The sequence below is a fragment of the Citrobacter sp. TBCP-5362 genome (genome assembly GCF_005406305.1).
Classification (GTDB): Bacteria; Pseudomonadota; Gammaproteobacteria; order Enterobacterales; family Enterobacteriaceae; genus Citrobacter_B; species Citrobacter_B koseri.
Genome location: NZ_CP040234.1, coordinates 694637 through 707085 on the forward strand (window position 1 = coordinate 694637; position 12449 = coordinate 707085).

Annotated in this window: 10 protein-coding genes; 5 read left to right on the forward strand and 5 right to left on the reverse strand. The window is 56.4% G+C overall.

The genetic code is table 11. From position 1 onward, the window contains the following. Positions 1–35: 35 nt before the first annotated feature. On the reverse strand, positions 36–1385 hold the full coding sequence (gene qseC, locus FD428_RS03355) for a quorum sensing histidine kinase QseC (RefSeq protein WP_049009955.1): 1350 nt from the start codon (positions 1383–1385) through the stop codon (positions 36–38). Next, a complete protein-coding gene (gene qseB, locus FD428_RS03360) occupies positions 1382–2041 on the reverse strand; it encodes a quorum sensing response regulator transcription factor QseB (RefSeq protein WP_012135153.1) in 660 nt (219 codons plus the stop codon). The genes qseC and qseB overlap by 4 nt, the downstream gene beginning before the upstream one ends. Before the next feature lie 153 nt (positions 2042–2194). Between qseB and FD428_RS03365 the strand changes: the two genes are divergently transcribed. From FD428_RS03365 to FD428_RS03385, 5 genes are all read left to right on the forward strand, one after another. Further along, positions 2195–2587 (forward strand): YgiW/YdeI family stress tolerance OB fold protein, encoded by a 393-nt coding sequence (locus FD428_RS03365; protein WP_012135152.1) that lies wholly within the window; start codon positions 2195–2197, stop codon positions 2585–2587. Positions 2588–2718: 131 nt separating this feature from the next. Then, complete coding sequence (parC, locus tag FD428_RS03370; RefSeq protein WP_012135151.1) at positions 2719–4977, forward strand: DNA topoisomerase IV subunit A; 2259 nt, start codon at positions 2719–2721, stop codon at positions 4975–4977. A 240-nt stretch (positions 4978–5217) separates the two neighbouring features. Continuing rightward, positions 5218–5955, forward strand: coding sequence for a 1-acylglycerol-3-phosphate O-acyltransferase (gene plsC / locus FD428_RS03375; RefSeq protein WP_047461176.1), 738 nt, complete (start codon positions 5218–5220; stop codon positions 5953–5955). 70 nt (positions 5956–6025) lie between these two features. After that, the gene (gene ftsP / locus FD428_RS03380) at positions 6026–7438 is read left to right on the forward strand and encodes a cell division protein FtsP (protein WP_012135149.1); all 1413 of its coding nucleotides are present in this window, start codon (positions 6026–6028) and stop codon (positions 7436–7438) included. A 103-nt stretch (positions 7439–7541) separates the two neighbouring features. Then, entirely contained in the window at positions 7542–9713 is a 2172-nt protein-coding gene (locus FD428_RS03385; protein WP_114848338.1) for a YgiQ family radical SAM protein, read from the forward strand. Positions 9714–9770: 57 nt separating this feature from the next. Here FD428_RS03385 and FD428_RS03390 read toward each other — a convergent pair whose 3' ends face one another. From FD428_RS03390 to yqhD, 3 genes are all read right to left on the reverse strand, one after another. Beyond that, the gene (locus FD428_RS03390) at positions 9771–10232 is read right to left on the reverse strand and encodes an HIT family protein (protein WP_049009960.1); all 462 of its coding nucleotides are present in this window, start codon (positions 10230–10232) and stop codon (positions 9771–9773) included. Between the two features lie 114 nt (positions 10233–10346). Continuing rightward, a complete protein-coding gene (dkgA, locus tag FD428_RS03395; RefSeq protein ID WP_012135146.1) occupies positions 10347–11174 on the reverse strand; it encodes a 2,5-didehydrogluconate reductase DkgA in 828 nt (275 codons plus the stop codon). Positions 11175–11277: 103 nt separating this feature from the next. Continuing rightward, the gene (gene yqhD, locus FD428_RS03400) at positions 11278–12441 is read right to left on the reverse strand and encodes an alcohol dehydrogenase (protein WP_012135145.1); all 1164 of its coding nucleotides are present in this window, start codon (positions 12439–12441) and stop codon (positions 11278–11280) included. Positions 12442–12449 lie beyond the last annotated feature (8 nt).

Here is a 12449-nt window from a genome sequence, read left to right on the forward strand (position 1 = left end):
CAAAGTCTTTTGCTCATTGCGCAATAATCTCGCGATCACCAGGTTACTACGGCTTCAAAGCCTCCTTCCGGCGCATTGCCAAACGAGACGCTCATCCCATGCAGCGAGGCGATGCGGCGGACAATCGACAAACCCAGGCCACTGCCGGTGACGCTCTGCCCTGGCGGGCGATAGAATCGTTCGCCGATACGCGCCAGCACCGCCGGCGAAACGCCGGGGCCATTATCCCGGACGGTAAAATACCGGGCATTCAGCGTCACGTTCACCACGCTGCCCTGTGGGCTGTAACGAATGGCGTTATCCAGCAAATTGCGCACCAGCAGGCTGAGCAGCAGCGGTTGGCCCGTGCGTGTGACGTTGTGGGCGTTAACGTGCAGGCGCACGTCAATATGCGCCTGCTGGGCCGGTTGCCAGATATCCATCACGGCGGATTGCAGTAGCGCCTCCAGCGAGACTTCCGCGACATCTTGCAGGTTATCGAGCGAGTCGAGCCGTGAAAGGGTTAAGAGCTGGTCTACCAGGCGCGTGGCGCGCTCAATCCCCGTATGCAGTTGCATGAGCGCTTTTTGACGCGCCTGCGGGTCGTCGTCCGAGAGTTGCGCCACCTCGGTTTGTACTTTCAGCGCAGTGAGCGGGCTGCGTAACTCATGCGCCGCGTCTGACGTGAATTGCCGCTCGCGCACCATCATCGAATGCGTACGGGCAAATAACTGGTTGAGCGCGCCGACTAACGGACGAACCTCACTTGGCACACCCTTATCGTCAAGCGGCTCTTCCGATTCCGGGGAGCGCAAACGCAGCGCCTGGGCGAGCTTTTTCAGCGGCCTGAGCTCCCGGCTAAGCAGCACAATCAGGATGAGCAGCATCAGCGGAAGCGCGATCAGCCACGGCGTTAGCTGCGCGGTGACAATCGCCAGCGCCATATCCTCGCGGTACTCCAGCTCCTGAGCGACGACGATACGGTACTTGCCATCCGCAGAGGTCAGCCAGACAAAACGCCATTTATCGTCATCGCCATTCAGGTATCCGTCATCAAAACCTTCCCGACGGTAGCTGTAGGGAATATCCCGGCCATTATCGCCATCGTTCAGCACCATTCTGCCGTCGGCGGTATACACCGCAAAGGCCAGCACATCGTCATCGACATGACCATGCTTCAATTTTTTCGGCGTCTGCGCCATCCGTTCAGGCGCCGAGATTTCGTTGACATCCAGAGTAATAAGGCGCTTCGCAAACAGCATGAGCTGGGTATCAAACAGCTCGTCGACGTTGTCGGTCGTCTGTTTCCAGGCCACGAAGCTGGAAGCCACCCAGGTGATGGCGGCCAGGATCAGAAAAATAAGCGTGAGCCTGACGCGCAGGCTGAGACGTTGTGTGAGTTTCATGGGTTGCCCAGGGTGTAGCCGATCCCGTGTACGGTGCGGATAAAATCACTGCCCAGCTTACGGCGTAAGTGATGAACATGTACCTCAATGGTATTGCTGGAGACATCTTCGTCCCAGGTATACAGCTTCTCTTCGATGAGCTTACGCGGCAACACGCGCCCGACGTTGCGCATCAGCAGCTCCAGCAGGGCAAACTCTTTCGGCTTCAGGGGCAGCGGATCGCCTGCCAGCGTCGCGACCAGATTACCGGGATTGAGCGTAACCTGGCCGTGGCGTAGTTCGTTGCTCACCTGGCCGTTAGCGCGGCGTAACAGCGCTTCCAGGCGGGCGGCGACTTCAATCAGCGCGAAAGGTTTGCACAGATAGTCGTCCGCTCCCAGACGCAGCCCCTCCACGCGTTCCGCCAGCGCATCGCGCGCCGTCAGAATCAGTACGGGTTCGCGTTTTCCCTGTTCACGCCATTCGCGCAGGATATCCCGCCCGTCCATCCCCGGTAGCGTAAGGTCGAGGATCACCGCATCATAAGGCGCGCTGTAGAGCGCTTCTTTACCCTGACGACCTTCGGTGAACCAGTCGACGCTGAATCCCATTTTGCTTAAACCCGCCTTGATGCCATCGCCAATCAGCGCGTCATCTTCTACCAGTAAAATACGCATATGTTCATCCCTGCGGTGACTCTTTCTCTCGCCAGTAAACCCTGTCGCGGCGCGCGTTGTACAGAAAAAAAAGTATCTTTTTTTGCCTTAAGAAGTTGTTAAGGATTACCTTATTTAATTGAGACGAAACAGCGTAAAAAGGGAGAGAGAGTCATGAAAAAATTGGCTGCAATGGTTGCCGTAATGGCGTTGTGTTCCGCTCCGGTTCTGGCGGCTCAGCAAGGTGGATTTTCTGGCCCGACGGCGACGCAAAGTCAGGGCGGCGGGTTTGTTGGCCCGAACGGGAGTAATACGACCGTAGAAAGCGCGAAATCAATGCGTGATGACGCCTGGGTCACCCTGCGTGGCAACATCGTTGAGCGTATCTCCGACGATCTGTATCTGTTCAAGGATGCCACCGGGACGGTGAATGTCGATATCGACCACAAACGCTGGAACGGCGTTACCGTAACGCCGCAGGACCTGGTTGAAATCCAGGGCGAAGTGGATAAAGACTGGAATTCCGTTGAAATCGACGTGAAGCAAATCACCAAAGTCGCCAAATAAACCCCATCAGGGCCGCACTCGCGGCCCTTTTTCTTTGTGACTCAACGCGCCAGATAAGGTAGTATCTGCGGCAATATTGCCTGACGGATACTGGGTTATTGTTCAGGCTAACAGTTGAGGAACCACGATTAATGAGCGATATGGCAGAGCGCCTTGCGCTGCATGAATTCACGGAAAACGCCTATCTGAACTACTCCATGTACGTCATCATGGACAGGGCGTTGCCGTTTATTGGTGACGGACTGAAGCCGGTTCAGCGTCGCATCGTGTACGCGATGTCTGAACTGGGGCTGAACGCCAGCGCCAAATTTAAAAAATCCGCCCGTACCGTCGGCGACGTGCTGGGTAAATACCATCCGCACGGCGACAGCGCCTGTTATGAAGCGATGGTGCTGATGGCGCAGCCGTTCTCTTACCGTTACCCGCTGGTTGACGGGCAGGGGAACTGGGGCGCGCCGGACGATCCGAAATCCTTCGCGGCGATGCGTTATACCGAATCCCGTCTGTCGAAATACGCGGAAGTCCTGCTGAGCGAACTCGGTCAGGGGACGGCGGACTGGGTGCCGAACTTTGATGGCACCCTGCAAGAGCCGAAGATGCTGCCTGCGCGTCTGCCCAATATTCTGCTCAATGGCACCACCGGCATCGCCGTTGGGATGGCGACAGACATTCCGCCGCATAACCTGCGCGAAGTGGCGAAAGCCGCGATCACCCTGATTGAGCAGCCGAAAACAACACTTGAGCAGGTGCTGGATATCGTGCAGGGGCCGGACTACCCGACCGAAGCGGAAATCATCACCTCCCGTGCGGAAATCCGTAAGATTTACGAAAATGGTCGCGGCTCCGTGCGTATGCGCGCGGTATGGAAAAAAGAAGATGGCGCGGTGGTGATTACCGCGCTGCCGCACCAGGTGTCCGGCGCTCGCGTACTGGAGCAGATCGCCGCCCAGATGCGGAACAAAAAGCTGCCGATGGTTGACGATCTGCGCGACGAGTCCGATCACGAAAACCCGACCCGTCTGGTGATCGTGCCGCGTTCCAACCGCGTGGATATGGAGCAGGTGATGAACCACCTGTTTGCGACCACGGACCTGGAAAAGAGCTACCGCATCAACCTGAACATGATCGGTCTGGACGGTCGCCCGGCGGTGAAAAACCTGCTGGAGATCCTGACCGAATGGCTGGCGTTCCGTCGCGATACCGTGCGCCGCCGCCTGAACTATCGTCTGGAGAAAGTCCTCAAGCGCCTGCATATTCTGGAAGGTTTGCTGGTGGCGTTTCTCAATATCGACGAAGTGATTGAGATAATCCGCCATGAGGATGAACCGAAACCGGCGCTGATGTCGCGTTTTGGCATCACGGAAACCCAGGCCGAAGCCATCCTCGAACTGAAACTGCGCCATCTCGCCAAACTGGAAGAGATGAAGATTCGCGGCGAACAGGATGAGCTGGCGAAAGAGCGCGATCAATTGCAGGGCATTCTGGCCTCCGAGCGCAAAATGAACACCCTGCTGAAGAAAGAGTTGCAGGCGGATTCAGACGCGTATGGTGACGATCGCCGCTCCCCACTGCGCGAGCGTGAAGAAGCTAAAGCGATGAGCGAGCATGACATGCTGCCGTCTGAACCGGTGACGATCGTGCTGTCGCAGATGGGCTGGGTGCGTAGCGCCAAAGGCCATGATATTGACGCGCAGGGTCTGAACTATAAATCGGGCGACAGCTGGAAAGCCTCGGCGAAAGGCAAGAGCAACCAGCCGGTGGTGTTTATCGACACGACCGGGCGCAGCTACGCCATCGACCCGATTACGCTGCCGTCGGCGCGTGGTCAGGGCGAGCCGTTGACCGGTAAACTGACGCTGCCGCCGGGCGCGACCGTAGAGCATATGCTGATGGAAGGGGATGAGCAGAAACTGCTGATGGCCTCGGACGCCGGCTATGGTTTCGTCTGTACCTTTAACGATCTGGTGGCCCGCAACCGCGCGGGTAAAGCGCTGATCACGTTGCCGGAAAACGCGCACGTTATGCCGCCGGTGGTGATTGAAGATGAAACCGATATGCTGCTGGCGATCACCGCCGCCGGGCGTATGTTGATGTTCCCGGTCAGCGATCTGCCGCAGTTGTCGAAGGGGAAAGGGAACAAGATCATCAACATTCCGTCTGCGGAAGCGGCCAGAGGCGACGATACGCTGGCCCAGCTCTACGTTCTGCCGCCGCAAAGCACGCTCACGATTCATGTCGGCAAGCGCAAAATCAAACTGCGCCCTGAAGAGCTGCAAAAAGTGACCGGCGAGCGCGGTCGTCGCGGTACGCTGATGCGCGGTTTGCAGCGCATCGATCGTATTGAGATTGACTCGCCACGACGCGCCCGCGACGGCGACAGCGAAGAATAAGGCGATTTTAAGCGCCATCAGGCCATCTCATTGTGCCGGATGGCGGCGTAAACGCCTTGTCCGGCCTGCGGTTTTAACGATGCTGTCAGGCCGGATTAACAATAAAATTTCCCGTAAAACCGTTGTTTATTCGCGCATTGCGATTAACAATACGCTTTTCCAGAGAGCCGCTCTTAACAAAGCCCTAACCTGATATCAGGTGACGTAGAATGCGACGCTCTTAGGCCTTCAGAGGTTGTTATGCTATATATCTTTCGTCTAATCATTACCGTTATTTACTGCATTCTTGTCTGCATTTTCGGTTCGATCTACTGCCTTTTCAGCCCGCGTAACCCGAAGCACGTCGCGACGTTTGGCCATATGTTTGGCCGTCTGGCGCCGCTTTATGGCCTGAAGGTGGAGTGCCGTAAGCCTGCTGATGCCGAAAGCTATGGCAACGCTATCTATATCGCTAACCATCAGAACAACTACGATATGGTGACGGCAGCAAACATTGTGCAACCGCCTACGGTGACGGTCGGCAAAAAGAGCCTGGTCTGGATCCCGTTTTTTGGCCAGCTGTACTGGTTAACAGGTAACTTGTTGATTGACCGAAATAATCGTGCCAAAGCGCACGGCACAATCGCGGAAGTGGTGAGCCATTTTAAAAAGCGCCGTATCTCTATCTGGATGTTCCCGGAAGGAACGCGCAGCCGTGGCCGTGGCCTGCTGCCGTTTAAAACCGGCGCCTTTCATGCCGCTATCGCCGCCGGTGTTCCGGTGATTCCGGTGTGTGTTTCCAATACATCGAATAAAATTAAGCTTAACCGACTGAATAACGGTCTGGTGATTGTAGAGATGCTGCCGCCGGTGGACATCAGCCAGTTTGGTAAGGATCAGGTTCGTGAACTGGCGGCGCATTGCCGCTCGTTGATGGAACAAAAAATTGCAGAACTCGATCAGGAAATTGCAGAGCGCGAAGCGACCGGCAAAGTCTGAATCAGTGTGATCGCGTTTTTGTGGGAAACGACTTCCTGCGCACTCTTTGTCTGTTTTAAATGGAGCTTATATGTCACTCAGTCGGCGTCAGTTCATTCAGGCTTCGGGGATCGCACTGTGTGCCGGTGCCGTTCCGCTGAAGGCTAATGCAGCCGGTCAGCAGCAGCCTCTGCCCGTTCCGCCGCTGCTGGAGTCCCGTCGCGGGCAGCCGTTGTTTATGACGTTGCAGCGCGCACACTGGTCCTTTACGCAGGGTACGCGCGCGCCCGTCTGGGGGATTAACGGGCGTTACCTGGGGCCGACGATTCGCGTCTGGAAAGGGGATGACGTTAAGCTCATCTACAGCAACCGTCTGACTGAAAATGTCTCCATGACTGTCAGCGGATTGCAGGTGCCGGGGCCGCTGATGGGCGGCCCTGCGCGGATGATGTCGCCCAACGCTGACTGGGCGCCGGTATTGCCGATTCGTCAGAACGCCGCCGTGCTGTGGTATCACGCCAATACGCCAAACCGTACCGCGCAGCAGGTCTATAACGGCCTTGCCGGGATGTGGCTGATCGAGGATGAGGTCAGCAAATCGCTGCCGATCCCCAATCATTACGGCGTGGATGATTTCCCGATCATTATCCAGGATAAGCGGCTGGATAATTTCGGTACGCCGGAGTACAGCGAACCGGGCAGCGGCGGGTTTGTTGGCGATACGCTGCTGGTCAACGGCGCGCAAAGTCCTTACGTGGAAGTTTCCCGCGGCTGGGTTCGCCTGCGCTTGCTGAATGCGTCAAACTCTCGCCGTTACCAGTTGCAAATGAGCGACGGTCGCGCGCTGCATGTTATTTCTGGCGATCAGGGCCTTTTACCCGCGCCGGTGTCCGTCAAACAACTGTCGCTGGCGCCCGGTGAACGCCGGGAAATTCTGGTCGATATGACCAATGGCGATGAGGTGTCGATCACCTGCGGGGAAGCGGCCAGTATTGTCGATCGCATCCGTGGCTTCTTTGAACCTTCCAGCATTCTGGTCTCTACGCTGGTGCTGACCTTACGGCCAACCGGGTTGCTGCCGCTGGTGACTGACAGCCTGCCGATGCGTTTATTGCCAACGGAGATTGTCAGCGGCGCGCCGATTCGCAGCCGGGATATTAGCCTCGGGGACGATCCCGGCATCAACGGGCAATTGTGGGACGTCAACCGCATTGATATCACCGCCCAGCAAGGTTCCTGGGAGCGCTGGACCGTTCGCGCCGATATGCCGCAGCCTTTCCATATTGAGGGTGTCTCTTTCCTGATCCGCAACGTCAATGGCGCCATGCCGTTCCCGGAAGATCGGGGCTGGAAAGATACGGTATGGGTGGACGGACAGGTGGAATTACTGGTTTATTACGGACAGCCTTCCTGGGCGCACTTCCCGTTCTACTTCAACAGCCAGACGCTGGAAATGGCCGACCGGGGGTCTATCGGACAAATGCTGGTGAACCCGGCGCCGTAAATCTTCCCTCGCCCGCAAGGGCGAGAAGTGAATACCTTTCTCTTTCGTTCCGGCATATAATCCCCGGCCTTTGATTATTTTTTTACCATTTTTTGGAAGCATTATGAGCGCAATATCCCTGATCCAGCCAGACAGAGATCTTTTCTCCTGGCCTCAATACTGGGCGGCCTGTTTTGGTCCCGCGCCTTTTTTGCCGATGTCACGCGACGAAATGGATCAACTTGGCTGGGATAGCTGCGACATTATTCTGGTTACCGGTGATGCGTATGTCGATCATCCGAGCTTTGGGATGGCGATTTGCGGTCGTATGCTGGAAGCGCAGGGTTTCCGTGTCGGCATCATTGCCCAGCCGGACTGGAACAGCAAAGATGACTTTATGCGTCTGGGGAAACCGAATCTGTTTTTCGGCGTCACTGCGGGCAACATGGACTCGATGATCAACCGTTATACCGCCGATCGCCGACTGCGCCATGACGACGCCTATACGCCGGATAACGTGGCGGGGAAGCGCCCGGATCGTGCGACGCTGGTCTATACCCAGCGCTGTAAAGAGGCCTGGAAAGACGTGCCGGTGATCCTCGGCGGTATTGAAGCCAGTCTGCGTCGTACCGCGCACTATGATTACTGGTCTGATACCGTACGCCGCTCGGTGCTGGTGGATGCGAAAGCCGATATGCTGATGTTCGGCAACGGCGAGCGCCCGCTGGTTGAAGTTGCGCACCGCCTGGCAATGGGGGAGCCGATCGGCCAGATCCGCGATGTGCGTAACACCGCGATTATTGTTAAAGAAGCCCTGCCGGGCTGGAGTGGGGTTGATTCCACGCGTCTGGATACGCCAGGGAAAATTGATCCGATCCCCCATCCGTATGGTGAAGATCTGCCGTGCGCGGATAACAAACCGGTTGTGCCGAAAAAGCAGGAAGCCAAAGCCGTGACCGTTCAGCCGCCGCGTCCGAAGCCGTGGGAGAAAACCTACGTGCTGCTGCCGTCCTTTGAGAAGGTGAAGGGCGATAAGGTGCTGTATGCGCACGCGTCGCGTATTCTGCATCACGAAACCAACCCTGGCTGCGCGCGTGCGCTGATGCAAAAGCATGGCGATCGCTATATCTGGATCAACCCGCCCGCCATTCCGCTCTCTACCGAAGAGATGGACAGCGTTTTTGCGCTGCCGTATAAGCGCGTGCCGCATCCGGCATACGGTGACAGCCGCATTCCGGCTTACGAAATGATCCGCTTCTCGATTAACATCATGCGCGGGTGTTTCGGCGGCTGCTCGTTCTGTTCGATTACCGAACACGAAGGCCGCATTATTCAGAGCCGTTCAGAAGATTCGATCATCAATGAGATCGAAGCGATCCGCGATACCGTACCGGGCTTTACCGGCGTGATTTCCGATCTCGGCGGGCCGACGGCCAACATGTATATGCTGCGCTGTAAGTCGCCGCGCGCGGAACAAACCTGCCGCCGCCTGTCGTGCGTGTACCCGGATATCTGCTCGCATATGGATACCAACCATGAGCCGACGATCAACCTCTATCGCCGCGCCCGCGATCTGAAAGGCATCAAGAAGATCCTGATCGCCTCCGGCGTGCGTTACGACATTGCCGTTGAAGATCCGCGTTATATCAAAGAGCTGGCGAGCCATCATGTGGGCGGCTATCTGAAGATTGCGCCGGAGCATACCGAAGAAGGGCCGCTGTCGAAGATGATGAAGCCGGGCATGGGCAGCTATGATCGCTTCAAAGAACTGTTCGATCTTTACTCAAAACAGGCCGGGAAAGAGCAGTACCTGATCCCGTATTTTATCTCTGCGCACCCCGGTACGCGGGACGAAGATATGGTGAATCTGGCGCTGTGGTTGAAACGCCATCGCTTCCGTCTGGATCAGGTGCAGAACTTCTATCCGTCGCCGCTGGCGAACTCGACGACCATGTATTACACCGGGAAAAACCCGCTGGGTAAAATTGGCTATAAGAGTGAAGACGTGGTGGTGCCGAGAGGCGACAAACAGCGTCGTCTGCATAAAGCGCTGCTGCGTTACCACGATCCGGCGAACTGGCCGCTGATTCGCCAGGCGCTGGAAGAGATGGGGAAAAAGCATCTGATTGGCAGTCGTCGCGAGTGTCTGGTTCCGGCGCCTACGCTGGACGAGATGCGTGAAGCCCGTCGTCAGAACCGCAATACGCGCCCGGCGTTGACTAAGCATACGCCAGTGGCGCATCAGCGTCAGACGCCTGCAAGCAATAAAAAACGCAGCAAGGTAGCCGGACGTTAAACCCGTTAGCTGTTTGCCGGATAAGGTGCCTGCACCGCTATCCGGCAAACGGACGGATTACGCGTTCGCTTCACGAATTCTGGCGGCCAGCGCTGCCAGTTTTTCGTCATCCGCTCGCTCGTGGTCATGCGATGACAAATAGCCTTCGTACTGTTCAAAGAATTTCGCCTGCCGCGATTCAATAGGCTTCCATTCGTTCAGGTTAGCGGTGCCGTGCATCGGGCTGAGCTTGCTGTGCACATGATCCACGCCAAATCCTTCAAAAAACATTCCCGTACGTCCCACGTCCGGGAAGGCGTTATCCAGCTTTTTCGCCACTTTTTGGGTGGCAAGCATCAGATCGGCCAGCGCCTGCGGCGGCAAGTCGAACGCATAGCTGGGATAATGCTTCTTCGGGATCACCACCGTAAAACCGTCGGTGTTCGGGAAGATGGAGAGGAAGGCCAGATGATGCTCGTCTTCCCAGATCTTATGGCAGGGGGCTTTACCCTCAACGATTTGGCAAAAAATACAGCTCATTCCTTTTCTCCGTTGCTGAGTTCACAATTCGCGTCGCGTACCGACTCAACACTTTCTACCAAACCCGCCTGGTAGTCAAAAAGCCCGACATAAATGTCGGGCCGGAAAGGAAGGTTAGCCGCCGAACTGATCCGGGTCCGGCCCCAGGCGTTTACCCTGGTCAAGTTTGGCCACTTCGCTTAATTCGTCTTTGTCGAGACGGAAATCCCAGACGTCGAAGTTTTCCGCAATACGTGAAGGGGTGACGGATTTAGGGATCACCACCAGCCCGTTATCCAGATGCCAGCGGATCACAATTTGCGCCGGAGATTTACCGTATTTATCCGCCAGATCGCGAATGATTTTCTGATCGAAAACGCCTGCGCCGCCTTGCGCCAGCGGGCTCCAGGACTCGGTCTGGATCTTGTGCGTCGCATTCCAGGCATGCAGCTGACGCTGTTGCATCAGCGGATGCAATTCGATCTGGTTGATCACCGGTGTAACGCCGGTTTCATCGATCAGACGCTGGAGGTGGTTTACCTGGAAGTTACACACGCCGATGCTTTTCACCAGCCCCTCTCTTTGCAGTTCAATCATCCCTTCCCAGGCGTCAACATAATGGTCGATAGCCGGAACGGGCCAGTGCATCAGATAGAGATCGAGGTGATCCAACTGGAGCTTATCCAGGCTTTCCTGCAAGGCTTCTCGAGGGCGTTTCTGATCGTCATTCCACAGTTTGGTGGTAATAAACAGCTCTTCCCGGTCGATACCGGCATCTTTTAACGCTTTTCCGACGCCTTCTTCATTTTTGTACGCCGCAGCGGTATCAATGGAGCGATATCCCACTTCCAGCGCCTTATGAATGGCGGAAATTGCTTCCTCGTTGCTTGCCTTCCAGACTCCCAGGCCCAGTTGTGGCATTACGTTGCCATCCTGTAGCTTGATAACGGTTGGATTAGCCATGCGTTCCTCCTTTATGCGATCTCACCGGAGCAAACTCCGGTGAGGTTGTGTGACTTAAGTCTGGACGAAATGTCCAAAAACGAAAGCCAGAGGCGAAAAAACCTTAGCGAGCCGCTTCGTAAATCCGACGGCTGACATCCAGCGTAATGTCCTGATGTTCACCCAGATTTGTGCCGCCGTGCGCTTCCAGTTTTGCCAGTAATGCCGGAATGGAACTGCCGTCCAGACCGTAATCAGACAGGCGAGTCGGTACGCCCATTTGCTCAAAGAAGCGGCGGGTGGCGGCGATGGCGGCATCAATACGCGCATCGTCGGAACCGTCGGTGATATTCCAGACTCGCTCTGCGTACTGCAACAGTTTGGCGCGTTTGGTATCGCGTTTTTCATTCCACAGCGCAGGCAGGACGATAGCCAGCGTCTGCGCGTGATCAAGGCCGTGCATCGCCGTCAGCTCATGACCCAGCATATGCGTTGCCCAGTCCTGCGGGACGCCCGCGCCGATCAAACCGTTCAGCGCCTGAGTGGCCGCCCACATTACGTTGGCGCGGACATCGTAGTTTTCCGGCTCTTTCAGCGCTTTCGGGCCTTCTTCGACAAGCGTCAGCAGGATACCTTCGGCAAAGCGATCCTGAATTTTTCCGTCAACCGGATAAGTGACATACTGCTCAACGGTGTGAACGAATGCATCCACAACGCCGTTAGCAACCTGGCGCGGCGGCAGGGTGTAGGTATAAACCGGATCGAGCACCGCAAACACGGGTTGGACGAACGGTGTCATAAAGGCCAGCTTATCGCCGGTGGTTTTACGGGAAATCACCGCCCCGGAGTTAGATTCTGAACCCGTTGCCGGCAACGTCAGCACCGATCCCATCGGTACGGCGCTTTTCACGTCGTTGCCACGGGTTTCCAGAATGCGCCACGGGTCCACGCCTTCGTCATATTGCGCCGCCGCCGCGATAAATTTAGTGCCATCCAGCACGGAACCGCCGCCGACCGCCAGCAGGAACGTCACTTTCTCATCACGTACAATGTTGACGGCGTTCATCAGCGTTTCATAAGACGGGTTTGGCTCGATGCCGCCAAATTCCAGCACGTCCAGACCTTTCAGCGCGTCATGTACCTGATCCAGTACGCCGGTCTTTTTCACGCTGCCGCCGCCGTAGGTGATCAATACGCGGGCGCCCTGAGGGATTTGATCGCGCAGATCGGCAATCGCGCCTTTACCAAACAGAATGCGGGTTGGGGTATGCAGATTAAAGTTGTTCATTGCTCGTT

Excerpts from the sequence above, each read along its gene's own strand:
- dkgA (WP_012135146.1), bottom strand. The coding sequence starts at position 11,174 with ATGGCTAATCCAACCGTTATCAAGCTACAGGATGGCAACGTAATGCCA.
- FD428_RS03365 (WP_012135152.1), top strand. The coding sequence starts at position 2,195 with ATGAAAAAATTGGCTGCAATGGTTGCCGTAATGGCGTTGTGTTCCGCT.
- FD428_RS03385 (WP_114848338.1), top strand. The coding sequence starts at position 7,542 with ATGAGCGCAATATCCCTGATCCAGCCAGACAGAGATCTTTTCTCCTGG.
- ftsP (WP_012135149.1), top strand. The coding sequence starts at position 6,026 with ATGTCACTCAGTCGGCGTCAGTTCATTCAGGCTTCGGGGATCGCACTG.
- parC (WP_012135151.1), top strand. The coding sequence starts at position 2,719 with ATGAGCGATATGGCAGAGCGCCTTGCGCTGCATGAATTCACGGAAAAC.
- FD428_RS03390 (WP_049009960.1), bottom strand. The coding sequence starts at position 10,232 with ATGAGCTGTATTTTTTGCCAAATCGTTGAGGGTAAAGCCCCCTGCCAT.
- qseB (WP_012135153.1), bottom strand. The coding sequence starts at position 2,041 with ATGCGTATTTTACTGGTAGAAGATGACGCGCTGATTGGCGATGGCATC.
- qseC (WP_049009955.1), bottom strand. The coding sequence starts at position 1,385 with ATGAAACTCACACAACGTCTCAGCCTGCGCGTCAGGCTCACGCTTATT.
- plsC (WP_047461176.1), top strand. The coding sequence starts at position 5,218 with ATGCTATATATCTTTCGTCTAATCATTACCGTTATTTACTGCATTCTT.
- yqhD (WP_012135145.1), bottom strand. The coding sequence starts at position 12,441 with ATGAACAACTTTAATCTGCATACCCCAACCCGCATTCTGTTTGGTAAA.